20 protein-coding genes and 1 pseudogene are annotated in these 26764 nt (G+C 42.3%); 16 read left to right on the forward strand and 5 right to left on the reverse strand.

Annotated elements, in window-relative coordinates:
* Window positions 1-227, forward strand: a pseudogene (locus E4T71_RS09770) (hypothetical protein); the annotation flags it as partial.
* 97 nt (window positions 228-324) lie between these two features.
* On the opposite strand, the gene E4T71_RS03685 reads toward E4T71_RS09770, so the two are convergent.
* The 5 genes from E4T71_RS03685 to E4T71_RS03705 are packed head-to-tail and all read right to left on the reverse strand — an operon-like array spanning window position 325 to window position 6122.
* Entirely contained in the window at window positions 325-1536 is a 1212-nt protein-coding gene (locus E4T71_RS03685; protein ID WP_135036985.1) for an aminoacyltransferase, read from the reverse strand.
* Between the two features lie 5 nt (window positions 1537-1541).
* Window positions 1542-2753, reverse strand: coding sequence for an aminoacyltransferase (locus tag E4T71_RS03690; RefSeq protein WP_135036988.1), 1212 nt, complete (start codon window positions 2751-2753; stop codon window positions 1542-1544).
* Window positions 2754-2785: 32 nt separating this feature from the next.
* On the reverse strand, window positions 2786-4006 hold the full coding sequence (locus E4T71_RS03695) for an aminoacyltransferase (RefSeq protein WP_135036991.1): 1221 nt from the start codon (window positions 4004-4006) through the stop codon (window positions 2786-2788).
* Window positions 4006-4815 carry a sugar-phosphatase gene (yidA, locus tag E4T71_RS03700; RefSeq protein ID WP_135036993.1) on the reverse strand — a complete coding sequence of 270 codons (810 nt, stop codon included), beginning with the start codon at window positions 4813-4815 and terminating at the stop codon, window positions 4006-4008. Before yidA ends, E4T71_RS03695 begins: the two co-directional genes overlap by 1 nt.
* Complete coding sequence (locus E4T71_RS03705) at window positions 4812-6122, reverse strand: HD domain-containing protein (RefSeq protein WP_135036996.1); 1311 nt, start codon at window positions 6120-6122, stop codon at window positions 4812-4814. Before E4T71_RS03705 ends, yidA begins: the two co-directional genes overlap by 4 nt.
* A gap of 120 nt (window positions 6123-6242) precedes the next feature.
* On the opposite strand from E4T71_RS03705, the gene E4T71_RS03710 reads away from it, so the two are divergent.
* The 15 genes from E4T71_RS03710 to E4T71_RS03780 all read left to right on the forward strand — a co-directional run bounded on the left by E4T71_RS03710 (window position 6243) and on the right by E4T71_RS03780 (window position 26599).
* On the forward strand, window positions 6243-7163 hold the full coding sequence (locus E4T71_RS03710) for a thiamine pyrophosphate-dependent dehydrogenase E1 component subunit alpha (protein WP_135036999.1): 921 nt from the start codon (window positions 6243-6245) through the stop codon (window positions 7161-7163).
* A gap of 13 nt (window positions 7164-7176) precedes the next feature.
* Window positions 7177-8145 (forward strand): alpha-ketoacid dehydrogenase subunit beta, encoded by a 969-nt coding sequence (locus E4T71_RS03715; RefSeq protein ID WP_135037002.1) that lies wholly within the window; start codon window positions 7177-7179, stop codon window positions 8143-8145.
* On the forward strand, window positions 8135-8527 hold the full coding sequence (locus E4T71_RS03720; RefSeq protein WP_135037005.1) for a DUF1934 domain-containing protein: 393 nt from the start codon (window positions 8135-8137) through the stop codon (window positions 8525-8527). Before E4T71_RS03715 ends, E4T71_RS03720 begins: the two co-directional genes overlap by 11 nt.
* A gap of 212 nt (window positions 8528-8739) precedes the next feature.
* Window positions 8740-11433: a cation-translocating P-type ATPase gene (locus E4T71_RS03725; RefSeq protein WP_135037008.1), complete on the forward strand. Its 2694-nt coding sequence runs from the start codon at window positions 8740-8742 to the stop codon at window positions 11431-11433.
* Window positions 11434-11683: 250 nt separating this feature from the next.
* A complete protein-coding gene (locus tag E4T71_RS03730) occupies window positions 11684-12892 on the forward strand; it encodes an ATP-binding protein (RefSeq protein ID WP_135037011.1) in 1209 nt (402 codons plus the stop codon).
* A 210-nt stretch (window positions 12893-13102) separates the two neighbouring features.
* Entirely contained in the window at window positions 13103-14131 is a 1029-nt protein-coding gene (add, locus tag E4T71_RS03735; RefSeq protein WP_135037014.1) for an adenosine deaminase, read from the forward strand.
* A gap of 32 nt (window positions 14132-14163) precedes the next feature.
* Window positions 14164-15259, forward strand: a protein-coding gene (gene prfB / locus E4T71_RS03740) for a peptide chain release factor 2 (protein ID WP_135037018.1) whose coding sequence is annotated in 2 segments (ribosomal slippage) — window positions 14164-14235 and window positions 14237-15259 — 1095 coding nt in all. Because the reading frame shifts where the segments join, the coding sequence is not laid out codon by codon here.
* Between the two features lie 120 nt (window positions 15260-15379).
* Window positions 15380-17830, forward strand: a complete 2451-nt coding sequence (locus E4T71_RS03745; protein ID WP_167758468.1) for a helicase C-terminal domain-containing protein — start codon at window positions 15380-15382, stop codon at window positions 17828-17830.
* A 5-nt stretch (window positions 17831-17835) separates the two neighbouring features.
* Window positions 17836-19068: an FtsW/RodA/SpoVE family cell cycle protein gene (locus tag E4T71_RS03750; RefSeq protein WP_135037026.1), complete on the forward strand. Its 1233-nt coding sequence runs from the start codon at window positions 17836-17838 to the stop codon at window positions 19066-19068.
* Between the two features lie 11 nt (window positions 19069-19079).
* Window positions 19080-19625, forward strand: a complete 546-nt coding sequence (locus E4T71_RS03755) for a DJ-1 family glyoxalase III (RefSeq protein ID WP_135037029.1) — start codon at window positions 19080-19082, stop codon at window positions 19623-19625.
* A gap of 85 nt (window positions 19626-19710) precedes the next feature.
* Window positions 19711-20292, forward strand: coding sequence for an HAD-IA family hydrolase (locus E4T71_RS03760; protein WP_135037032.1), 582 nt, complete (start codon window positions 19711-19713; stop codon window positions 20290-20292).
* Window positions 20285-22234: a DNA topoisomerase (ATP-hydrolyzing) subunit B gene (gene gyrB / locus E4T71_RS03765; protein WP_135037035.1), complete on the forward strand. Its 1950-nt coding sequence runs from the start codon at window positions 20285-20287 to the stop codon at window positions 22232-22234. The genes E4T71_RS03760 and gyrB overlap by 8 nt, the downstream gene beginning before the upstream one ends.
* A 91-nt stretch (window positions 22235-22325) precedes the next feature.
* On the forward strand, window positions 22326-24053 hold the full coding sequence (ezrA, locus tag E4T71_RS03770) for a septation ring formation regulator EzrA (protein WP_135037038.1): 1728 nt from the start codon (window positions 22326-22328) through the stop codon (window positions 24051-24053).
* A 57-nt stretch (window positions 24054-24110) separates the two neighbouring features.
* The gene (locus tag E4T71_RS03775) at window positions 24111-25883 is read left to right on the forward strand and encodes a glycerophosphoryl diester phosphodiesterase membrane domain-containing protein (protein WP_135037040.1); all 1773 of its coding nucleotides are present in this window, start codon (window positions 24111-24113) and stop codon (window positions 25881-25883) included.
* Window positions 25884-25966: 83 nt separating this feature from the next.
* Window positions 25967-26599 (forward strand): hypothetical protein, encoded by a 633-nt coding sequence (locus E4T71_RS03780; protein WP_135037043.1) that lies wholly within the window; start codon window positions 25967-25969, stop codon window positions 26597-26599.
* Window positions 26600-26764 lie beyond the last annotated feature (165 nt).

The following is a 26764-nucleotide window of genomic DNA, read 5'->3' on the forward strand; positions in this document are numbered from 1 at the left end:
ATGTAGCTACTTTCGAAGAGATGAAGGAAGCCTATGAAAAGACAATTGATTACTACCATCATCATGATCCACAGGAGAGATTTGGAGGAAAGACACCTGCACAAGTAAGAGCTGAGGCAAAGGCAAAGGCAAATCCAAAACACGTAACCCACTATCCAATTAAGCAAGCTAAAAAATACATTGATTTTTGGAAAGATATTGCCAATAAGAAAAACCAGACCGCCTAAACTCAAGGCAGTCTGGTATCAAACATTTTATTTATTTCAACTGTCTACTTGACACGGTACGTATCAGTTTGGGTGACCGTTTTTAGTGATTCTTGGTTTAACATCCAAGGATTTTTTTCATCACTTGTATAAATTTAGCTTTTAGAGGAGAAGGATAGTAGATAAATGTTCCTGTTTTTTGCTGAATGTAGCCATTAAAGTTTTGTTTAAAACGAAGAACTCCATCTTGGCCATCAAATTCTCCCATAATACCTAGAAGATTGTAGTGAGAGATATTTCGTTTGATAGCTTCTTTCATGGCATATTCTTGAAGTAAAGTGGGAGCGTAGAATTTATTGAATTCAGGGTAAGAGCCAGAGAAGAGATAGACAACTTCTTTTGGCATATAGAGGAAGAGAGAAGCAGCTAGTAGTATGTCTTTGGAGCCATATTTTGAGATAAAGTCCTGAGCCTCCGTTAGTCGAACCTCAAAGGTTTCGAGCTGTGAGTGGAATTCTCGCAATTGGTTGTCCCGTTTGGTACTAGCTGGTCGAGCTTCTAAGTTAGCAATTTTTTGAGCTAAGTTTTGATGTCCTTTTTGGATTTCTTGGGCATATTCTTGAAAATTTAAGAAGGCTGCCATAAATTCAGCTCGTTCTCCAAAACTATCAAAGAAATATTCGTAATAAGAGATGTCTTTATCAGAAAAATTTCGACGTTGTGAAGTCGCTTCTGTGACATTTTTGAACAGTGAGAGTTCCTCTCTAGCTAGTGGTCGTAGTTTAATACCAAAAGTATTGGCTTTCTTGACAAGCGCTTTTCCATTTTTTGTAAAGGAGTTTAAGAGAGTTTTTTCATCAAGATCTGTTAAGTTCTTTAGGTAAATCCAATTGGGTGCAGAGGAGGAGTAACCTGTTTGGAAGCCTTGGAATTGATACCCTAACTCTGTTAATAAGTCTAGTTCAGAGGTATTTGGATCTCCAAGCGGCTGACCGACAGAATCATATTCTTGATAGGTGCTTTCAGGAAAGAGAACTAATTCTAGAGCTCCTTTCTCTTTAGCATAAGTTTTTAAAGCTTGATAGAAAGGCTTCAACCCTTTGGAGTCCAATACTAGGGGACCCAGTACAATCTCCATATGTAGTCCACCTGTCATGGGCATCGTTTGGATCATGGCTGCGACTTGGATTTGATCGCTTTCTTTATAGGCCAAGAATTCGATAGTATAGCCTCGTTTTTCTAAGAGACTAGCCATTTCTGGGCTCTGCATGTAGGAGCGTTTTTCAACATTTAGCTGTTCAAATTCTTGGGAAGTTATCGTCTCTAACATGAAATTTATTTCCTTATTTTTTTTCGAAGTTTAAGTGCGAAGCTAGCCAGCGAGTATAGGGGACTGGTAGGTAAATCAAATTCACCGACAAATTCTTCAATGACAGGGGAGAGATTTTTCTTAAAGTTATACAGCCCACCATCAAGATTGTTTTCAATTCCACCGAGGTTCTGCCAATTTTTTCCACGCTGGAAACTGTGTTTGGCAGTTTCCAACCAGGTTAAAATTGGAGCTTGGTAACGACTGAAATCGTTATTCATTCCCGCATAGATATTTTCGGCTGTTGGTCCATATTCCAAGGTTAAGGTGGCTGCAAGTGGTACCTGTGTTCCATATTTTTCCTGCATTTGGGTTAAAAAGACTAATTCTGATTGAATTCGTTCTTGGTCTTTTTGGTTTTGTAGAACCTTATTTTGGCGAGTTTGGTCTGTAAAACTAGCTGCTTCCTTCTCTTTCTGGAGGAGTTCAGTTTGTAATTTTTGGATCCGATTGGTTAGGTTCAGAAAAGCCATTGTGATGAAGCTATCATCGCCATACGTAGAAAGTAGTTTTTGGTAGTAGTCCCTTCCGCGTAGGGAGATTTGCTTGCGTATCTCAGTTTGTTTCATTAAATCCACGAAGTAATCTAGTAGCTCTTCACCTCCAAACTGGATCTCAATACCCTTGTTTTTAGCGGTGCGGATAGTTTGCTTGCTTTTCTTTGGCAAGTTGCTTTCTTCAAAAAAGGCACTGTAAATATTGGCATGGAAGCGAGGTTGGATTGTTTCCTCGAGTTCCTCGCTAGGTCCTAACCATTTTGCACCTGCTGTATGGAGGTGTTTCAGGGCTACTTGTGTTTGTGGATCTTGTTCAACAGTTCCGTCTGGAAAGGTTTTAGTGAGAAATAGACTGGGATCAAATTTGACAAAGATAGCCTTATGTTTTTTAGCCCGTTCTTTGAGAGTTTCTAGGACATAGCTAACTAATTCTTGATTCTGGTAGTCCATAATCGGTCCGCGGGGGGTATAGAGCATGGTAAATCCTAGAGGTAGGGGGCGAATTAAGATGAGGACTGCAGCCACAATTGTTTCAGATTGATCATGTATGACCAGTCGCTCACTCTTCCAATTATCTTTAATGCTAGCCCAAGAGCTACTCTGAAGGAGGTTTGCTTGGGGATGCTGGCGAATAAAGGCATCAAATTCTTCAGTAGAAATATTGATTTGGTAGTGGTACATAAATAAAACCTCCTTCCGTGGTGTATCTGTGATTAGTGTCGATTTCGTAATTGTTTACGAATAGTGTAAGCTGTGTTGGATAATTTATAGAGTAGTTTATTAACTGGAATATTAAATTCCCCGATAAACTCTTCAATTTTGGGATTAAAATTCGATTTGAACTTGGTTAAGCCATCGTCCAAGCTTCCTTCGACTCCTCCCATGTTGGCCCAGATAATACCATCTTCATAAGCATCTTGGAATACCTGTGGGTAGAGAATATACTGAGGATAAAATTTCTTAAAGTTTTCGTCCATACCCGCATAAAGCATTTCCATGACATTGCCAAAGGAAACAGATAGGATTCCGGCGATAATTAGTTCTTCTTCACCTGGGAAACGCTCTACAAAGCCTTGGAATTCTTTGATATATTTTTCTACAGATTCTTTCTGTTGGGTCAGTTTTGTTAAACGTTTTTTCTGATGAGGATCTGTTTGAGCTAACTCAGTTTCAATTTGTGCTAATTGTTCTTGGTACTGGGCTAAACGTCTTGGGAGGTTGACTTTTGCGACATGAAGTCGAGCATCGTCGCCATAGATGGTCATCATTTTGTGAAAATAGTCTTGATTACGCAGAGAGACTCCTTTGCGGTTTTCAGTTAATTCCACAATCTTAGAGAATTTTTTAAGGTCATCCATCGTTCCTCTTGTAGCGATGACCCCACGATTTTTGGCATCTTTCATTAATCGGCGGGTATGTTTGGGGAAGCTTGAAGACATATCTTCTTTGGTGTAGACATTGGCTTGAAAGCGAGGTTGAATACTGTCTGCCATTGTTTGTGTTCGCCCAGTCCATTCGCATCCAGCTTGAATAAGATTTTCAATCGCGAGCAAGTTTTCAGAATTGTCGCTACTGTCGTCTCCGATTGCAAATTGTTTGAGAAGTAAAGCTGGGTCGAATTTAACAAAGAGTGCACGCTTGGTTTTTCCAAATTCTTTTAAGGAGTTCACGACAAAAGTAACGAGTTCTAGGTTGCTGTAATCCATGATCGGTCCTCTTGGAATATAGAGCATGGTGAAACCTAGGGGAAGCGGTTTGATTAAGATGGAAGCAGAGGCTACTAAGATTCCGTCTTGGTAAAAACCGATGCGTTCATTTCCCCAATTGTCCTTAATCTTTGCCCAATTAGAGCTCTGGAGTAGGTTGGTCTGTTCGCTTTCCTTGGTAAAAGCATCATGCTCTTCGGCAGGTATTCCGATTTGATACGTATACATTAGTTTAAGACCCACTTTCTAATAGCATAAGCTACGCCAGACTCTTGATTGGACTTGGTGATGTGTTTGGCGATTTGTTTGACCTTTGGATTACCGTTCTCCATGACGACGGGGTGGCCGACGACTTCTAGCATGGCTAAGTCATTTTCTTCGTCCCCGATGGCCATGGCTTGCTCCATTGTGAAGCCTAGTTCTTGAGCCAATTGTTGAATAGCCCGCCCTTTATTGGCACTCTTTTTTAGAATCTCTAAATAAAAAGGTGTAGACTTGACGATGGTGAAACGATCATAGAATTCTGCTGGCAACTTGGCAATCGCAGCGTCTAATATTTCTGGTTCATCAATATACATGGTTTTGATGATTTCTTTGCCTGCCATTTCTTCTGGAGTTCGATAGAAGATGGGCATATTGACCAATTGGGATTCATGGACGGTGTATTTACCGATATTCCGGTTGGCTGTAAAAATCCCTTCTTTGGTGATGGCATGCATGTGGACACCAAGAAGGCGAGAGTAGTATTCAATATCTAGATAATCTTGGTAGGTTAGGATATCTTTGACTAATTCTTGACCAGTCGCAGTATCTTGTACGAGGGCTCCATTGAAGGTGATAACATAATGTCCAGGTTTGTTGAGTTCTAATTCCTGGAGGAGGTACTGTACTCCGGCAACTGGCCGACCAGTGGCAATAACGACCTGCACTCCAGCCTTGCTAGCATCACGGACGGCGTCTTTTACTTCCTGTGTGATTTTTTTATCGGGTGTGATTAAGGTTCCGTCGATATCAACGGCAACTAATTTGATACTCATTCTCTAGTTTCTCCATAAATAAAGCTATCGTTTTTAATGTAGGATCGGAAGGTTTTTCCTTGAAAGGAAAAGAGATCATTTTCGCCCAGCATTTCCTTGGGGAAATAAAAGCGATGGTCTCCGTAGCGGGTTCCAGTTAAAGCCTGGACCAAGGGGGATAGGCTTGAAAGTTCTTTTAAGCTGCCATCTTTCTGTAGGATTTCAATTTGAGTCTTAGAACGTCCTTCAGAAGGTCGATAGATGTCGTAGGGCAAATCGAAGTTGCGGTGGATAGCTGTGTAATAAATAGGATCAAAGCCGACCTCTTGAACCAGCTCCCGAAGTATTTCAAGGTGCTCCTCGTCTTCTTTCTCAAAGAGGACGGACTTGAAGACATGCCGGTTGATGACTCGCTGAGCCAAGTCTGAAAGAATTTTGTCGGGGCTACTCATCCAAGATTGGAAATAGGTGGACAAAACACCATCGTCCAGTGCCAGATAATCTTCCAAGCTCACTTCTTCCTGGAAGAAAGGGAGTAGGCGAGGGGAAGAATAGGCAAAGTAATCGCGATAATCAGGGAATAGTTTCCGAGCCCGTTCCAAGAGTTTGTGGAGGAGGACCTCCATGGCTCGTGTTGCGGGGTGGAAGTAGATCTGCATATACATTTGGAAGCGACTGACAATGTAATCTTCAACGGCGTGAAGCCCATTTCGTTGAAAGGCGATTCCGTTGGCAACAGGTCTCATGACTCGTAGAATTCGTGTTAAATCAAATTCCCCATAGTGAGTTCCGGTAAAATAGGAGTCGCGTAGGAGGTAGTCCATGCGGTCGACATCGATTTGACTGGAAATAAGTTGTACGACCTGTTTATTGGGGTAAGTGTGGTCAATCACACTGGCCACTTTTTCAGGAAAGTCGGGTGCTACCTGAAGTAAAATTTGGTGTACCTGACTGCTCGGATCTAGAATAATCCGTTGGGTCATGAGTTCATGATCGGTATGGAAAAGCCCTTCAAAAGTATGAGAGTAGGCTCCATGTCCAATATCATGAAGTAAAGCTGCAGTCATGGTTAGGAGATTTTCGTGTGGATCCCAAACCTCTGGATAGGACTCCGTAAAATTCTGTGTGACTTGACGAGCTAACTCATAGGCTCCGAGGCAGTGTGAAAAACGGCTATGTTCGCCCCCATGAAAGGTGAAACTGGAGGTTCCCAGCTGTTTGATTCGACGTAGCCGTTGAAATTCTTTGCTGTTAATCAATTGATAAATAATAGGGTGATTAACATGAATGTAGTTGTGAATTGGATCTCGAAAAACCTTTTCAATCATAGCAACATTTTACCACAAATTCATCAATTCCCCTAATTCCAACTAGACTGAGGGTCTCCATTTGGGAATCGATTTTGTTTTTGATAGAATAGGGATAAGAAAAACGAAAAAGGGTAAGTTATGTCAAAGAAATGGACATCGGAGCTGATTCTTTCCTGGTATGAAACCATGGTCCGTATTCGCCAATTTGAGAATATCCTAGATGATTACAATAGTCAGGGGAAGGTCTATGGAACAACTCACTTATATAATGGAGAAGAAGCGATAGCCACAGCAATTTTGTCCTTAGCGAATCCAGCTGATTTTGCCTTATCAACCCATCGCAATCATGGGCATGCCATTGCAAAGGGACTCTCGACAAAGGCTATGTATGCGGAAATTTTTGGTCGTCAATCGGGGACCAATCGTGGTCGTGCAGGCTCGATGCAAATTTCGGATTTCTCCAAAGGATTTATTGGCGGGAATGGTATTGTGGGAGGGAATTTTCCTATTGCTTTGGGCTTGGCCAAGGCTATTCAAATGGATGCGAGAGACCAGATAGTACTGTGTTTTTCGGGTGATGGAGCTACCAATCAAGGCACCTTTCATGAAAGCCTTAACTTAGCCAGTGTGTGGAAATTACCGATCGTGTTTGTAATTGAGAATAATCAGTATGCCATGTCTTCTTATACGGATCATATGACTGCAGGTGATATTGTCACACGGGGACATCATTACGATATGAAGAGTCTCAAGGTCAACGGGCAGGATATTTTTGCAGTTGCAGAAGCGTTTCTTCAGGCGCGTGAGGCTCTGAAGAACGGACCGGTGTTGATGGAGGTGACAACCTATCGTTTCCGGGGGCATTCTCGCTCAGATAAAGAGGACTACCGTACCAAGGATGAATACTTGAACTACCAGGATCCGATTGTTGCTTTAAGAGGCTTTATTTTAAGTGAAGGGTATTATACCCAAGATGAACTAGCCTTTTTGGAAGAATCTATCTATCAAACGTTAATGGAAGAAGCAGCGGAAGCTTTTAGGAGCCCAGCTGCAGAATAAAAAGGTCAAGCAAATGGAAAAAGAAAGACAGCTCAATTTTTTGGAAGCGGTTCGAGAAGCCCAAAAACAAATCTTAGAGATGGACCCAAGAGCCTTTGTATTAGGGGAGGATATTGGTATTTATGGAGGTGGATTTGGCGCAACGAAAGGACTGATTGATCAGTTTCCCGACCGTGTGTTAGAAACCCCCATTTCAGAAGCTGCGATGACAGGGGTTGCTATGGGGGCTGCGATTCTAGGCAAACGTCCAATCATGGAAATTCAATTCTCTGATTTTCTGACAGTAGCGATGGATCAAGTGGTCAATCAAATGGCTAAAATTGCCTACACCTCTTGTGGAAGTATGACGGCACCTGTGGTTGTACGAGCTGCTTCAGGGGGAGGAACAGGAGCTGGAACCCAGCATTCCCAAAGCTTGGAAGCTTGGTTTGCTCATGTTCCTGGGCTCCAAGTAGTGATGCCTAGTAATCCCTATGATGCTAAAGGATTACTGATGGCAGCAGTGGCTAGCCCAGATCCTGTCTTGGTCCTGGAGCCTAAGTCTCTCTATAAGACAATTGGATATGTTCCAGAGGAGGCTTATGAAGTGGAGTTGGGCAAGGTTAAGGTCATCCAAGAGGGAGAAGATTTAACGATTATTGCCCTTGGTGCTATGCTTCCTCTGGTTCAAGAAGCTTTAGAGAGCCTACCCTACCAAGTGACCTTGGTCGATTTAGTAACAATCAGTCCCTTGGACCGTCAAGGATTGTTGGAGGCAGCCATGAAATCGGATAAAACTCTGATTGTAACAGAGAGTTATGGGGATTTCGGAGTGGCAGCAGAGATTATGGCTTCCCTTGTGGAACTGGGCTATCAAGGTCGCCTCAAACGCTTAACGAGCCTTTTCAGTCCAATACCGGCAGCCCAAAGTCTGGAAAACCAAGTTCGACCAAGTGTTGATAAGATTTGTCAAACCATTGAGGAGTTTTACCGTGAAGATTGAAATAACCAACTATATTCAAGTTGGTGACCAAAGTGAAGTGGTCCACCAAGCCTATGAAGCTGAACAACGACAAAAAGGAGATTTCACCTATTTCCTTTATAAAAATGAGGAAGGGGAAAAGGTAGTCCTCAAGTTTAAAGAGGATGAACTGGTCATGACACGTTTTAGTCAACCCCAGTCCATCATGCGTTTTGTCGATCAAAAACAAGTCCCTGTTGGTATTCATACACCGATGGGCTTGCAGCAGTTTATCAGCCAAACCGATGCTTACCAATTAGATTTAGTCGAGCAGAGCCTTACCATGACCTATCAATTGTTGGCAGTTGATGGAGAGTCTGTCTTTGCTCACTATGATTTCCGCCTTACCTGGAAAACCAAGTAGAACCTGATTAGTGGTGGCTTTTCAGAGTTGCAACTTGCGATTGTCTAGAAGATTTGATACAATACTATAGATATCAAGGGAGTAGCTAACGGTTCTACCGTGACAAGGTCGTCAATCCGAAAGAAATTTCCGGCCTTGGATGAAATAGCGAGACTTGTTCAATAAAACAAGTCTCTTTTTGTTGCCAAAAAGAGACTGGAAAGAGGAGAGTTTTGTCAAAAGAACAAAAACGAGTTGCCTTTTTTACCAAGAGTCCCGAGGAAACACTGAATCTCGTCGACTCTAAGTTAGAAGGTCTGTCAACTGCTCAGGCAAAAGAACGTCTGGAGCAATTTGGTGCCAATGAGTTGGACGAAGGGAAGAAAAAGACCCTCCTCCAAAAATTCCTAGAGCAATTTAAGGACTTGATGATTATCATTCTTTTGATTGCTGCAGCCTTGTCAGTAATCACTTCTGGTGGACATGATATTGCGGATGCCCTCATTATTTTGGCCGTAGTTGTCATTAATGCCATGTTTGGTGTTTACCAGGAAGGAAAGGCAGAGGAGGCAATTGAAGCTCTCAAGAATATGTCTACACCTGCGGCGCGTGTTCTACGTGATGGGAATGTTACGGAGATTTCTTCGAAAGAACTAGTACCAGGAGATATTGTTCTTCTTGAAGCAGGAGATGTTGTCCCAGCAGACATGCGTTTGTTGGAGGCTAATTCGTTAAAAATTGAAGAGGCTGCTCTGACAGGGGAGTCTGTTCCAGTTGAAAAAGACTTGGCTGCTAGCCTAGCTGAAGATGCTGGGATTGGAGATCGGGTTAATATGGCCTTCCAAAATTCCAATGTGACCTATGGTCGTGGAATGGGGGTCGTTGTTAATACTGGTATGTATACTGAAGTTGGTCATATTGCAGGTATGTTGCAAAACGCAGATGAAACCGCAACACCGTTGAAAGAAAATCTGAATCAGCTATCTAAATTCTTAACTTTTGCTATTTTAGGGATTGCAGCAGTGACCTTTGTAGTCGGTGTTGTTTTCCGAGGTCAACCTTGGCTGGAAGGCTTGATGACAGCCGTAGCCTTGGCGGTTGCAGCTATTCCAGAAGGTTTACCAGCTATCGTAACCATTGTTTTGGCATTGGGAACTCAGGTTTTAGCTAAACGAAATGCCATTGTTCGAAACTTGCCAGCCGTTGAGACTCTTGGATCCACGGAGATTATTGCCAGTGATAAGACTGGTACCTTAACCATGAACAAGATGACAGTTGAGAAAGTCTTCTATGATGGAGAACTTCATGATTCAACAGATGACCTCGAGCTTGGCTTAGATTTGCCAGTTCTTCGCTCTGTCGTCTTGGCCAATGACACGAAGATTGATGCGGATGGAAATCTCATCGGAGATCCGACTGAAACAGCCTTTATTCAATATGCTTTGGACAAGGGCTTGGATGTGACCGCTTATTTGGAAAAATTCCCACGGGTTGCAGAGTTGCCATTTGATTCGGATCGCAAACTCATGTCAACCGTTCACCCCTTGGAAGATGGTCGTTTCCTTGTAGCGGTGAAAGGAGCGCCGGATCAACTCTTAAAACGTTGTGTCAGTCGTGATAAGGCTGGAGAAGTGGCTCCGATTGATGAGACAGTTAGCCAGTTGATTGCCCAAAATAACTCTGCAATGGCTAAGGAAGCCTTGCGGGTTCTTGCAGGTGCCTATAAGATCATCGATGCTGTTCCAGAAGACTTGACTTCTGAGAACTTGGAGAATGATTTGATCTTCACTGGTTTGATTGGAATGATTGACCCAGAACGGGCGGAAGCAGCAGAAGCGGTGCGTGTGGCTAAAGAAGCCGGCATTCGTCCAATCATGATTACAGGTGACCACCAAGATACGGCTGAAGCAATTGCCAAACGTTTGGGAATCATTGATCCAGCAGATACAGAAGATCATGTCTTGACCGGTGCCGAACTTAACGAATTATCTGACGAGGAATTCGAAAAAGTAGTTGGTCAGTATTCGGTTTATGCACGCGTGTCTCCTGAACACAAGGTGCGGATTGTGAAAGCATGGCAAAACCAAGGTAAGGTTGTAGCCATGACTGGGGATGGTGTTAACGATGCGCCAGCCCTCAAGACAGCCGATATCGGTATCGGAATGGGGATTACTGGTACAGAGGTTTCTAAAGGAGCGTCTGATATGGTTCTTGCGGATGACAACTTCGCAACCATTATCGTGGCGGTTGAAGAAGGTCGGAAGGTCTTCTCCAATATCCAGAAAACGATCCAGTATCTTCTTTCTGCCAATACTGCAGAAGTTTTGACCATCTTCTTGGCAACCCTCTTTGGATGGGATGTTTTGGAACCTGTTCACCTCTTGTGGATTAACTTGGTTACAGATACCTTCCCAGCGATTGCCCTTGGAGTTGAACCAGCAGAACCAGGTGTCATGCAGCACAAGCCTCGTGGCCGTAATTCCAGCTTTTTCTCTGGTGGGGTACTCAGTTCCATTATCTACCAAGGTATTCTTCAAGGACTTCTCGTCTTGGCGGTTTACTGGTATGCTATTCAAAATCCAGTGCATTCTGGATATGAAGCGATTCACGCTGATGCCTTGACCATGGCCTTTGCGACCCTTGGTTTGATCCAATTGGTACATGCCTTTAACGTTAAATCTGTTTACCAATCCATCTTTACGGTTGGCCCATTTAAGTCTAAGACCTTTAACTGGTCCATCGTTGTTTCCTTCGTGCTACTTGCAGCTACAATTGTTGTGAAGCCTTTGGAAAAAATCTTCCACGTAACAGAACTGAACTTGGAACAATGGACTGTTGTTCTTATTGGAAGTGTTCTCATGTTGGTGATTGTTGAAGTGGTTAAATGGATCCAACGCCGGATGGGGCTGGATAAAAACGCTATTTAAGAAGATTTGAACTAAAAAAGCAGTGGACAGTTCCTTGAGATAGGATCTGCTCACTGCTTTTTGTGCTTTTTCAAAAACGCTTTAACGGTTGTCAGATCAGACTGTCTAGTAGACTCCCTGAGATTCTAGTTAAAAACTGGAAGTATACTTCCAAAAAATCGAAGAATGGATAAAAATTGGAAGTATACTTCCAAAAAAGACAAAGAATAGGTATAATTGGAAGTATACTTCCAATTAAGGAGAGATGGAAATGTATCAGAGATTGTTTTATTTAAAAAAAGTGCTTGATTTTAAAGATACTGATTTTATTAAAGTTATAACTGGGGTTAGACGGTGTGGGAAATCGGTCCTATTAATGCAGTATAAAGATTATTTATTAGAGTCAGGGATTAGGGAAGAGAATATCATCTATCTAAATTTAGAGAGTTTTGAAAATCAATTAATCACTACAGCAGAAGATTTTAGAGAGACTATTTTGAATGTAATCCCTAAAAATAATGATTCATTTTATGTATTGGTGGATGAAATTCAATTTGTTGAGGGATGGCAAAGGGTTATCAATGGATTGCGGGTTAGTTATAATTGTGATATTACGATAACAGGCTCCAATGCCAAGTTATTATCTGGAGAGTTGGCTACCTTACTGAGTGGCAGATATGTAGAGATTGAAGTCTATCCTTTTTCCTTCAAAGAATTTCTAGCTGTGAAAGGGATTGATGAAAAATCTAGAGAGGTTGATATTGCTTATAGAGAGTATGAAAAGTATGGCGGATTTCCAGGTGTTGTCTTGTCGAATGAATACTTAAAAGAGAGTATCCTCTCTGGGATATATGATTCTATTTTATTAAATGACATTGCAACAAGGGGAAGAATCAGAGATACTCAGATGCTTAAAAATATCGTTTCGTATTTAGCGGATAATGTTGGACAACTCGTTAACCCTAGTAAAATTGTTAATGTATTAAAAAATGAAAAAATCGAAGTTTCGAACCATACAATGGTACGGTATTTGGAACTATTAAAAGACGCATTTCTATTTTATGAAACAAAGTCTTATGATATTAGAGGAAAGGCTCTTTTAAGGAACAATGCAAAATACTTCATGGTTGATAATGGGTTAAGGAACCACGCTATAAGTTTTAGCAATAGTAATCAAGGGAATCGATTGGAGAATATTGTTTTTGTGGAATTATTAAGAAGAGGTTATAACGTCAATGTTGTAAGATTAGATGACAAAGAGATAGATTTTATTGCCAAGAAAGGTGAGATGGTTGAATACTACCAAGTTGCCTACCAAATTCCAGAAAATAGTCATGAAACAGATAATTTGTTGTTAATCAAAGACAACTTCAAGAAAACCTTGATAACGGGGAGGTATGAAGGAGTGAATGAGATTGATGGGATAAAGGTTGATTACATTGTTGATTGGCTCATGAATGAGGACATTGTTAGTGAGTGATTAATAGAGGTTGGTTTTCTTGTGTCATTTGCATACTAGATTTTAAACGATGATTGTATTTGATTTATTCGTAAAATCACGAATCTTTTAAGTTCGTTGGAAGCAGAAAGTGTGGGTTTCCTATTCTTTTTGGTGGGAATTTTTGAAATGTCATTGACGAACACTCAGAAATATCGTATGATAGGAAAAATCTATCTGAGAGGATGAATCATGGAAACCCTATTAAATCTGCCCAAAGTGGAACTGCATTGCCATTTAGATGGCTCTGTTGACCTTTATGCTCTAAGCCGTCTTTACCAATTGGAAGGTCTCAGTAAAAAGGAGGAGGAGCTTCTAAAGGAGGCGGTAGCGCCAGCCAACTGTTTGAATTTAACCGAGTATTTGCGGTGTTTTCCTGTGACCACCAAGGTCTTGGCTTCTGAGCGAGCGATGATTATTGCGGTGCTTAGTGTAGCCAAACAGGCTGCGGCGGAGGGTGTTCGGTATTTGGAAATTCGTTTTTCACCGGATTTTATTCAAACACCGACTTTTACCATGGAGCAAGTAGTTCAAGCAGCTATTGAGGGAGTTAAGCTAGCGCAGGCAGTTTATCCCATCCGTCTAGGCTTAATTCTTTGTATGATGCGGGGACGGTCTGAGGCAGTTAATCGTCAAGTGCTTGGTTTAGCTGAGAAATATCTGGGGCAAGGTGTGGTAGCCCTTGACGTAGCAGGAGATGAGAGTAAGTATCCGATGCCCCTTTTTCAGGACTTATTTCTAGAAGCAAGGGCAGCAGGTATTCCCTTTACAGCTCATGCAGGGGAAACAGGAAATCTCGATAATGTCCTTTGGGCAGTGGATTATGGAGCACATCGCATTGGGCATGGAATTGCCTTAATTAAGGATCTATCCCAAGCAGAAACCTTGAAATCGGAAGGAATCTTGCTTGAAATGTGCCCGATTTCTAACTTGCAGACAGGAGCTTCTGTCTCTTGGGAAACGTATCCATTTGCTGTGTTTCGGGAAACTGGACTAGCCGTCAGTATTAATACGGATAATCGGACGGTGTCCTCTAGCAGCTTGACTCAAGAGTTTGGTATTTTGGATGCCCAAGTAGGCTCCTTGACAGTGGGGGATGTGTATCAGATTACCCGTGATAGTGCCCAGGCAGCCTTTTTGCCGGAAGCGGATAAGCTAGTCTTACTGAGTGAGTTGGATCAGGCCTATCAGGCCTTTGACCTAAAGGCTTCTTTACGTTAAAATAGGGTGAAGAATCTTGAGGAGGATGCAGAATGGATAATGCAGAAATTCGGCAGCGCTTGGCTGCCAATCGTGAAAAAATAACATCTTTTAGGGGGTCTCTTTGACTTAGAGGCTTTAGAGGAGGAAATTGCGCAATTGGAGCACCAGATGACCCATCCTGATTTTTGGAATGATAATCAGGCGGCGCAGAAGGTGTCTCAAGAATTGAATGAGCGTAAGCAAACCTATGATAATTTCCATCAAATGGAGGAGTTGGCGGACGAGTCCGAATTGCTCTTTGAATGGCTAAGTGAGGATGAGAGTCTTCAGGAGGAGCTACTGGAGAAATTGGAAGATTTAGAGCAACGGATGACCCAGTATGAAATGACCTTGCTCCTATCTGAGCCTTATGACCATAACAATGCGATTTTGGAAATTCATCCAGGTTCGGGTGGAACCGAGGCTCAGGATTGGGGCGATATGTTACTGCGCATGTATACCCGTTTCGGGAATGCCAATGGTTTTAAAGTTGAGACCTTGGATTACCAAGCTGGAGATGAAGCCGGGATTAAGAGTGTTACCCTCTCCTTTGAAGGCCCGAATGCTTACGGCCTGCTCAAATCAGAGATGGGGGTTCACCGTCTTGTTCGGATTTCGCCTTTTGATTCTGCCAAGCGTCGCCATACCTCCTTTACATCTGTCGAAGTAATGCCAGAGTTAGACGATACCATTGAGGTAGAAATTCGTGATGATGAAGTTAAAATGGACACCTTCCGTTCAGGAGGAGCTGGTGGACAAAACGTCAATAAAGTATCGACCGGGGTTCGATTGACCCACATCCCAACCGGGATTGTGACCCAGTCCACAGTAGATCGGACCCAATACGGGAACCGAGATCGGGCTATGAAATTATTACAAGCAAAACTCTATCAACTTGAACAAGAGAAAAAGGCAGCTGAAGTTGATGCCCTTAAAGGTGATAAAAAAGAAATTACCTGGGGGAGTCAAATCCGCTCCTATGTCTTTACTCCTTACACCATGGTGAAAGATCACCGTACAGGCTATGAAGTGGCCCAGGTGGATAAGGTCATGGACGGGGATTTGAATGGTTTTATGGACGCCTATCTCAAATGGAGAATCCAGTAATTGAATAGTATATGAGGAATGTGTGAGTCGGGAAATGTTAAAAATTTCGAGTCACAGATTCCTCTTTTTTAGATAGGTTGATAGTCTTTCATGTGTTATAATTTAGACACTATGAAAAGGATGAATCAGAAGTATGCCATTGTGGATATTGAAGCCACCAATCCAGGTAATCAGGCCAAGATTATTCAGGTGGGGATTGTTCTCTTAGAGAATGGTGAAATTATACAAAGCTATCAGACGGATGTAAACCCACAGGAAGCCTTGGATCAACACATCATTGAGTTGACAGGGATTACAGACCAACAATTGATGCAGGCCCCACTGTTTAGTCAGGTGGCGGGAGTCATTTATGATTTATTGGAAGATGCTGTTTTTGTAGCCCACAATGTAACCTTTGATGCGAATCTTTTGGCGGAGTCTTTGTTTTGGGAGGGCTACGAGTTGCGGACTCCGCGTGTGGACACGGTAGAATTAGCTCAGGTTTGTTTTCCCCGTCTTCAAAATTATTCTCTGGGTAGTTTGTGTCAGGAGTTTGAGATTCCTTTAGAGAACGCTCATACTGCTTTAGCAGATGCCCAGGCAACGGCAGAATTGCTACTGGTCTTGATGGAGCGAATTCAGGGACTTCCCAAAGGCTTGGTAGAGCAACTGTGGAAAAAATCAGATGCTTTATTGTATGAAACAGGCCTCATTTTTCAAGACTGTTTGGGGCAGATGGAGGAGAGCAGTGATTCTGCTATCCTATTGGAGCATGGCCTCTACTTAAGAAAGCCCAAACGGTCTGTTGTTGGAGAGGCATCTTTAGGAACTTGGCAGGAAAACTTCTTGAGACTTGGTTTAGAGGCTCGTCCTGTTCAAGCAGCCTTTGCAAGCCATATTGATAGCACGAAAGCCCAAAAAGGAGTCTCGGTCCTTCAAGCAGAGGTGGGCAGTGGGAAAACCTGGGCTTATCTTTTGACCTTGATTCAAGATCTGAATCAGGGAGGACGCTTGCTCGTGTCTGTACCAACTAAAATCCTGATGCAGCAACTTTTAGAGCAGGAGGGAGAGCTTCTATCCCAAACATTTGGTCTTGAAGTTCTTGGTGTTAAGAGTCCTCGGAATTTTGTGAGTCTGGACGCCCTTTATACCTACTTGAAAAAAGCAGATTGGACGAAACGATCGATTGGTCGTTTTCTGATGCAGATTTTGGTGTGGTTGGCAGAGACTGAAACGGGTGATTTGGATGAGATTGGCCAAGCTTATCGTTTGGAACATATCTTAAAAGATTTACGCCATTCTGGGAAACTTAGAGACCGTAGTCTATTTCCAACCTTGGATTTTTGGCGCCGTTTGGAAGAACAACTGGCTACCTGCCCCATTGTGGTGACTAACCACGCCTTTTTGCCCCATTTAATGGAATCTTATCCTGCCTTATTTTCAGATACCTATCTGGTCCTTGATGAAGCACAGTCCCTTTTGCGGGGCTTGGAAGAAGCTAATGCTCTGAAAATTCCCTATTTGGAATTGGAACAAAGGCTAGAGGAAGTTACGGTAATTGAAAAAGAACGGAAACGTTTGAAACTTTTGCAGGAACTCCAAGTTGAGTTGGAGATTTGGAAGGTGCAGCAGGCGGGGAACCATTACTTGGAATTGGATAAGGGAAGTTTGGAAAAAATTCAAGGACTTATCTTTAACCTTGGCTTGGACCGGATGCCGGATTGTTTCCGCTTTTTCTTTGAAGAGGGAGTCACCTTCTATTTGCGTGGACGAAAATCTCAAGAGGAGCTGGTTGCGGTTGGCGGGGACTACTTTCAGCTGGGTTCAGGGATAGTAACTTGTCGGCACAGCTACCTAATCTCGGCAAGTTTGGATGCATCATTGGCACAGAACTTGCTCCAGTTGGCAGGAATTGATCAGGTTGATGTTGCTTCCTTTCCTGGTTCTAAGTTGGGAAGGCAGCTTGTCCTGACTAGCTCGGAATTCCCGGATGTGAGTCTTATGAATTTTTCGGCCTATGCCGATTTTGTAGGAACTTGGATTGAGAGACTCTATCCTATGGGACATCCTATTATGGTGGTATTTTCCTCCCGTGATCTCTTAAATCGGGTTGCGGCAAATCTGTCTGTTCCTTGTTTAGCTCAGGTAGAAGGACAGGATAATCAGGTCTTGCGCAAGCGTTTTGAGCGAGGAGATCACCAAGTATTGTTGGCTCTAGGCTCTTTCTGGGAGGGAGTCGACTTGAAGGGGTTGGACCAAGCGATTCAAGTTGTTGTCCGTCTTCCTTTTGCGAATCCGAAAAACATTCTGGTGGATAAGTTGTCTCGAACGTTAGAGGTAGAGGGGCTTAAACCTTTTGATGATTTCCTGCTTCCTTTGGCGGGGCAACGCCTTCAACAGATGATGGGACGTTTGCGACGACGGGAGAACCAAGTGTCGGCTGTCCTTATTTTAGATGGGCGCCTAGCCAGGAAGGGGTACGGTTCTATTTTACAGGAAGAAATCCGTAAAGGTGGGGAATTCTTGATTCGTCCTCAAGACCTAATTCCCTATGAAATTGCTAATTTTTTTGAACGTTATGAAGAAAGTTGAGGTCCATGTTTAGAGAACCCTTAAAAATAGATGCTCGTATTGATTACGGTATCTTACTTTATGTTTTTTCCTTATTAGCTATCGGTTTAGCAGCTCTATATGTGGCTCTTAGTCATGATTATCCCCAAGTGGCTTGGACTATGTTGTTACAGCAGGGGGCTTGGATTTTATTGGGTTTGCTTGTTGGTTTTATTACTATGTTTTTCTCCCAGTCCTTCTTGTGGAAGATGACCCCTCTCCTCTATACTTTAGGCCTTGGGCTGATGGTTCTTCCCTTGATTTACTACAGTCCAGATTTGGTGGCCTCAACTGGTGCTAAGAACTGGGTGTCCATTAATGGAATGACGCTCTTTCAGCCGTCAGAATTTATGAAGATTCCCTACATTCTGATGTTAGCCCAAATCATAGATTGGCTCCATAAGCGTCAACTTGGGGAGAAGAGGAATCTTGGGTTTGACTTGAAAATTATCGGGGTCCTAACCCTAGCCACTCTTCCAGTCCTGCTACTGCTAGGATTGCAACATGATTTAGGGACAGCGATGGTCTATTTAGCCATTTTTTCTGGTATGGTTCTGATTGCGAATGTTACATGGAAAATCATTGTCCCTGTGTCAGCTTTCTTTACGGTATTAGCGGGAGGATTTGTGGCTCTCTTATCGCAGGAGGAAGGACGTGCCTTTCTTCATCAATTGGGGATGCCGACTTACCAGATTAACCGGATCTTGGCTTGGCTCAATCCTTTTGACTTTGCCCAGACAACAACCTTCCAGCAAGCCCAAGGGCAGATTGCTATTGGGGTTGGTGGCTTGACGGGACAGGGTTATAATGTTTCCAATCTGCAAATTCCAGTCCGTGAGAGTGATATGATTTTTACAGTGATTGCCGAGGACTTCGGTTTGATTGGCGGTTTGGTTCTGCTCCTACTTTACTTCCTACTGATTGGACGTATGGTTCGGATTACTGTTCACTCACGTAGTCCTTTCTACACCTATATTTCAACCGGTTATATCCTCATGCTCTTGTTTCATATTTTTGAAAATATTGGAGCTGTAACGGGCATTTTACCCTTGACTGGGATTCCCCTTCCATTTATTTCTCAGGGAGGCTCTTCCATCATTTCCAATTTGATTGGAATTGGACTTATTTTGTCTATTGCCTATCAAAATCATTTGCGGGATGAAGAAGAAGGCCGTGTCCGGCCAAAAAGAAGAAAGGTTGTCTTACGACAAACACTATAAAGGAGACTTATATGAAAAAAATTGCTGTACTCTTTGCAGACGGTTTCGAGGAAATCGAAGCACTGACAGTTGTAGATGTTTTACGTCGGGCAGAATTTGACTGCCAAATGGTTGGGATTCAAGCCCAAATGACAGGCTCTCATGGTATTACAGTGCAAATGGACCAGATCTGGACCCCAGATCTTCCCCTCTTTGACTTGGTTGTCTTACCAGGGGGAATGCCTGGAGCCAAGAATCTTCGGGACCATGAGGAACTTCGGAATTGGATTGCGCAAACGGAGGCTCAGGGAAATTTTGTTGCAGCTATCTGTGCAGCTCCTATCGCTTTAGAAAAAGCTGGATTGTTGGATAATCGATCTTATACCAGTTATGATGGCTTTGAGAAGGAGATTCAAGCGGGTCACTACAAGAAGGAAACGGTTGTCCAGGATGGACGTGTGATCACCAGTCGTGGTCCAGCCTCTGCCTTAGCTTTCTCGTATGCCTTAGTAGACGTTTTGGGGGGAGATAGTCAGGGCTTACGCAAAGCGATGCTTTACACCGATTTATTTGAATAAATATGAGGATTTAAAAAGCCCTAGAATGCTATTCTAGGGCTTTTTTGGGCTAGCTGCCTCTTCTAAAATATGGTATAATTAGGGAATGAAATTTCAGAGTTTTATTTGGGATTTAGGAGGGACTTTATTGGACAATTATGTCTCTTCTAGCCAAGCATTTTTACGAACCCTTGAACAAGAAGGGCGTACTGCTGATTTAGAGGAAATCTATGCCAGTTTAAAGGAAGCCACAGATGTGGCGATTTTACGCTATGCGGCAGGTATTCCCGATTTTCGTCGGAAATACCGCTTGGAAGAATCCAAAGAACTTGCCCAGCCTGTATTGTTTTCAGGTATCCCCCAGCTATTGGAGGATCTTCAGGTGGCGGGAGCTCGTCATTTTCTAGTCTCACACCGAGATCAGCAAGTTATAGAAATTTTAAAAGCAACAGGCATATTGTCCTATTTTACAGAAATCGTTACTTCCAATCAGGGGTTTGCGCGCAAGCCTAGTCCAGAGGCGTTTCTATATTTGAAAGAGAAGTATGATTTGGAGAAATGTTTGGTGATTGGGGATCGCCCAATGGATATGATTGCAGGCCAAAATGCCGGGATGGCTACCTATCTATTTGATAGTGCCTCCCAGTTAACGGAGTTTATAAAAAGAGTGGAGGAGTCAGATGGTTGACGCCAAAGATAAAAAGAAAAATGCCCAGGAGTATGATGCCAGTCAGATTCAGGTCTTAGAGGGACTGGAAGCGGTACGGATGCGTCCAGGAATGTATATCGGCTCGACCTCTAAGGAGGGTTTGCATCACTTGGTTTGGGAGATTGTCGATAATTCTATCGATGAAGCCTTGGCTGGTTTTGCAAAACATGTGCAAGTCATGATTGAACCGAATAATTCGATTACGGTTATTGATGATGGTCGGGGAATTCCTGTTGATATTCAAGAAAAAACGGGTCGTCCCGCAGTTGAGACGGTCTTCACGGTTCTCCATGCTGGAGGTAAATTTGGCGGTGGTGGTTACAAGGTTTCCGGTGGTCTTCACGGTGTAGGTTCCTCTGTAGTCAACGCCTTGTCTACTCAGTTAGATGTGAAGGTTTATAAGAATGGTCAAGTCTATTATCAGGAATATCAACGTGGAGTTGTTGTTGCTGATTTGAAAGTGATTGACCAGACCGATCGAACTGGGACAACGGTCCATTTTACTCCAGACCCAGAGATTTTTACTGAAACAACTGTTTATGATTTTGACAAACTCAATAAACGGATCCAAGAATTGGCTTTCTTGAATCGTGGCTTGTCCATATCGCTAGAAGATAAGCGGGAGGGGATGGAGCAGCGGAAGGACTACCATTACGATGGTGGGATTGCGAGCTATGTTGAATACATCAATGAGAACAAGGAACTATTGTTTGATGATCCCATCTATACGGAGGGTGAGCTTGATGGAATAACAGTAGAAGTGGCTATGCAGTATACCGGTGGCTTCCATTCTACTCTTATGAGTTTTGCCAATAATATTCATACGCATGAAGGGGGAACTCATGAGCAGGGCTTCCGGACAGCCTTAACGCGGGTGATTAATGATTATGCTAAGAAGAATAAGATCCTCAAGGAAAAGGATGAGAACCTAACCGGTGATGATGTTCGGGAAGGATTGACGGCCGTTATTTCGGTTAAACATCCTAATCCGCAATTTGAAGGACAGACGAAGACGAAATTAGGGAATAGTGAAGTGGTAAAGATCACCAATCGCTTGTTCTCAGAAGCCTTTACGACTTTCCTTTTGGAGAATCCGCAGATTGCTAAGCGGATTGTGGAGAAAGGGATTCTAGCTTCCAAGGCACGGATTGCAGCGAAACGGGCGCGTGAAGTGACTCGGAAAAAATCTGGTTTGGAGATTTCGAATTTACCAGGGAAGCTAGCCGATTGTTCGTCTAATGATCCAGCACAAACAGAACTCTTTATCGTGGAGGGGGATTCTGCTGGAGGTTCTGCTAAATCTGGTCGGAATCGGGAGTTTCAGGCGATTTTGCCAATTCGTGGAAAAATCCTCAATGTAGAGAAAGCTAGTATGGATAAGATTCTAGCCAATGAAGAGATTCGCTCTCTCTTTACAGCTATGGGAACTGGCTTTGCAGATGATTTTGATGTAGCCAAGGCTCGCTACCATAAATTGGTGATTATGACCGATGCGGATGTTGATGGTGCTCACATTCGAACCTTGCTCCTGACATTGATTTATCGCTATATGAGACCGGTCTTAGAGGCAGGCTATGTCTATATTGCTCAACCTCCGATTTATGGGGTTAAAGTGGGTAGTGAAATCAAGGAATATATCCAGCCTGGACCGAACCAAGAACAAGAATTGAAAGAAGCTTTAGAACGCTACAGTTCTGGGCGTTCTAAACCAAGTGTTCAGCGCTATAAGGGATTGGGGGAAATGGATGACCACCAATTGTGGGAGACAACCATGAATCCAGACCACCGTTTAATGGCTCGTGTTTCTGTTGATGATGCAGCTGAGGCCGATCGGGTCTTTGATATGCTGATGGGGGACCGGGTTGAACCTAGAAGAGAGTTTATTGAAGCGAATGCAGTTTATTCAACTTTGGATATCTAAAGAATTTCGTCATGATTTCTAGGATTTTCAAGGCAAACTGTGGTATAATCAAGTTTGTTTGTTTACAAGTATTAAATGTAAGGAGTATGGGATGTCTAGTGGGTTGATTATACTGGTCATTGTAATCGTTGTATTATTAATCGTGGCCTATATTGTGGCCATTTTACTGCGGAAGAGGAATGATACCCTTCTGACGCAATTAGAAGAAAGAAAAACGGAGTTGTTCAACTTACCAGTCAATGAGGATATGGATCGTGTCAAGAGTATGCACTTGATTGGTCAGAGTCAAATAAATTTCCGGGAATGGCACCAAAAGTGGATGGATATTTCTCTTAATTCTTTTGCAGCCATTGAAACAGATTTATTTGAGGCTGAGGCTTATAACAATTCTTTCCGTTTCATTAAAACCAAGCAAACGATTGGAAGTGTTGAGAGTCAATTGAATTTGGTATCTGAAGATGTTCAGGCTATCCGTCAGGCAGTTTTAGAATTGGAACAACAAGAGGCTGAAAATAGTGGACGCGTACTCCATGCCTTGGACTTGTTTGAAAAACTGCAAGAAAATGTGGAGAAGAATGAAGTTCAGTATGGGCAAGCACTGCCAGAAATTCGCACTCAAATGGAGCATATTGAGGCTGAATTCAGTCGCTTTGTGAAGCTCAATTCCTCCGGTGACCCTGTGGAGGCTGCTGAAGTATTGGATAAAACTGAGAACTACATCATAGCCTTATCACAAATTGTTGAAGGTGTTCCAGAAGTTGTGGAGCAACTGGAAAGTAAATTACCAGACCAATTAGATGATTTGGAGACAGGTTATCGGAAACTGTTGGAAGAGGATTACCATTTCCAAGAAACAGATATCGAAGCACGTTTCCAACAATTACATTCTCGCTTGCAAAAAAATGGAGCCAACCTGAAGGCTTTGGAATTGGATAGCACTAAGCTTGAAAATGAGCTTATCCAAGAAGATATTGATGGCCTATATGCTATCTTTACCAAAGAGATGGATGCCAAGAAGGAAGTGGACAAGCTGATTCAAAGCTTGCCGAACTATCTTCGCCATACACAAAGTAATAACCAGAATCTTGTGGATGAAGCAGAACGTCTTTCTGTGAATTACATTGTTAAAGAATCTGGTATCCGTCAAATTCATGAGCTTCAAAGTGAATTGATTGCGATGGAAAAATTGGTTATGAGTCGAGTTGATGAAAGCCAACATGCGGAAGAAATTCCATTCTCACAAGTTTTAGAGGAATTGGAAGACAGCCGTGCACGTTTGGAAAAAATCGAAGATGTGCAAATGGAATTGGGCGATAGCTTGGCGCAAATTGAAAAAGATGACAGTGCTGCTCGTCAAAAGGTGAGCATTGCTGTTAACAAGTTGCACACGATTAAGCGGTATATGGAAAAACGTAAATTACCAGGCATTCCACAATCTTTTTTGAGTCTGTTCTTTACGGCTAGCCATAATGCAGAAGATCTTCTCAATGAATTGGATCAAGAGCGCGTGGATGTAGAATCTGTAAATCGTCTCTTGGAAATTCTTAACCAAGATATGGCTGAGTTGGAAGCAGAGACTTATACTATTGTAGGGAATGCTACCTTGACAGAGCAACTCCTTCAATATTCCAACCGTTACCGTTCCTTTGACGAGACGGTTCAAGCAGCTTTCCAAGAATCTCTTCATATTTTTGAAGAGGAGTTCGACTACCAAGCTTCTTTCCAACGTATCTCTGATGCCCTTGAGACAGTGGAGCCTGGGGTAACGGAACGTTTTGTGAAATCTTACGAAAAAACACGTGAGAAAATTTTATTTTAATAGGATGATAAAAGACTGGAGCCGCGGTGTTCCAGCCTTTTTCTTAGAGGAGAATGTATGAAAAAAATTTTTACAGATGTCGGTAAGGTCTTCAAAGGCCTTGGATCGGATCTATGGACTTATTTTATTCGTATTGGAATTTTACAGATTTTAATTGGTACTATTGGAGCCTATCTGCTAGAATTTTCCTTCCGCTTTATTCTTTTTTCAGCGGATCAGGAGAGTTTACGCCTCGATAATTTAATGAGTATCCTGTTAAATCCAGTGAGTTTAATCGCTTTGCTGTTCTTTTTAGTGGTGACTGCTGGCTTAATCTTTTTTGAAATGACGGCTTTATCTCTGATTGTCTATGGAGCTTATCAACAGCAATATTTTTCATGGCGTGATATTTTTCAGAATACTTGGATAAGCTTTAGTAAGCAAAGATGGTTAGATTTACCAGTCTTTCTCCTCTATTTAATCTCTCTGATACCAGTAGCAAATTTGGGTTTTGGTCCATCGCTGACAAGTAAGCTTTATATACCAGCCTTTATTACGGGAGAATTAACCAAGTCAACTTGGGGAAGTTTGTTGTTGCCAATTCTCTTTTTACTGGTAATCTATATTAATGTGCGGCTTATCTTTACCCTCTCGCTGATTTCTTTGGAGCAAATTTCCATTCGCCAAGCCATCTGGGAGTCTTGGGAATTAACTCGGACTGGAAAATCTCGTCTCCTAGGAGCTTGGATTGTAACGGAGACACTGATTGCACTCTTAGCCATTTTGATTGTGTTGCTGACAGTATGGAGTTCGACTGTCTTTGATCCGAATGGTCAATCCTTGGTTATTCAGAGTTTCTTTTTAACCATTATTGAGTGGATCCTTTATGGCTTTACGTTCTTGAGTAAAATTTCTCTCATGACCTTTCTTCTTTGGGAAATCATTCACCAAAATCGCGTTGCCAAGGATTTGGTGGCTCATAGAGGGCAGGCTTCTGAGAAACGCCTCTTACTTTATCTAGGCATGCTCCTAGCTTTCCTTTTGTTTATGGCAGCCAGTGGTTTGCAATTAGTGAATCAGGTTTTAAATAAGGAGCAATTAACCATTGCGCATCGTGGTTTTGTGAAAAAGGCTGTGGAGAATTCCTTGGAAGGAATTAAAGCATCCAAAGAAGCAGGAGCAGACCTCGTTGAAATGGATGTCTTGATGACCAAGGATCATAAATTAGTGGTCATGCACGATTATAATTTAAACCGTTTAGCAGGATTGGATAAAAAAGTTGCCGATATGACCTATGATGAGGTGGTTGGCCTTCCTTTAACGCAAGATGGTCATCAGGCAAAGTTGCCTTCGTTTGAAGAATTTGTCCAAGTAGCTAAGGAAAATAATATTAGGCTTTTGGTTGAGTTGAAACCTCATGGATCGGAACCTGAGGATTATGTAGATCTTGTTTTAGAGGAATTAAATCGTTTGGATCCAGAACACACTTACCCAGTGATGTCTTTAAAACACCAGGTAATGCGAGAATTAGAAGATAAGGAGCCACAAATCGAGACAGGCTACGTTATTCCTTTTAATTTTGGTGATTTGCAAATGGATCAGGTGGACTTCTTAGCGGTTGAGGAATTCTCTTATCCCGATCAATTAGTGGAGGAAGCTAAAGAAGCGAAGAAGCCTCTTTATATTTGGACTATTAATGAAGATACAGAGATGGTTCGCTATCTTCAAACTCCATTAGATGGAATGATTACCGATTTCCCAGATAAAGTGCAGGCTTACAAGGGAGAGCTCTCTCAGCAAAGCAATTATTGGGAACGCTTGTTACGGATTATTGAGGATATTCAGGTATAGTTGTTCCGACCTCTTTTTTAGTCTAGCTTGTTGTGAGGCATGGTATAATAGGGGCATAGTAAATGTAGAAAGAGCGGTAGAATATGAAAGGGTTTCTTAAATTTTTGAGTGTCTTGGCGGTACTTCTAGGAATTACTTGGTATCTTTTGCTTCCGAGTAAACCTGTGACAGATCAAGAGCGGTTTGGAACTTGGGAAGATAAAACGAATTTTGTGACCTTGATTCAGCAAGCGATTTCCAATTTAACCTCTACTGGTGATGGATTGACTTCACAAATGGTGGTTTCGAACAATACCTTGAAATCCATTTTGAATGAGAATCTTTCGGAGGAACAAAAGTCAGATTTAGCAGATTCTGCTATTAGCTTTGAACAATCTAATCTTCAAGTTCGTCAACCTCTAGTTCTATTTGATCCCCTAACCAGCCAATTAGAGTTGAATATGACTTTGGTAACCAAGGAAGGTCAGTTAGAAGCGGTCATTGAGTCTGCTAAATTGGGGAAAATTCCCTTGCCAAAATTTTTATTGCGTATGGTCTTGGATAAGGATGCTATTTCTCCTGATTTTAGAAGAGATGATTTGACTTTGCCAATTACACTGCCTGCTGAGGGATATGCTTTAGAAAATATTGAAATCCATAATGGTCAAGCCATTGTATATCTCAAGCTAGATCGAGAACGACTCTTAGCCATGCTTGAGTCACAGATGAAACCATAATAGAAATTAGTAAAGAGGCTGGATAAAAACGAACAATTGTAAGCGCCCAATAACAAGGTATCTTTAACCGAACTAGAAATCTAGCTATACTAATCTTATAAATCATCAGGATGGAGATTGATATGGTAGATTCTCGCTCGTTCACTAGGATAAATTTATGTGATT

Origin of the sequence: Streptococcus sp. WM07, assembly GCF_004570525.1 — a bacterium.
Lineage (GTDB): Bacteria > Bacillota > Bacilli > Lactobacillales > Streptococcaceae > Streptococcus.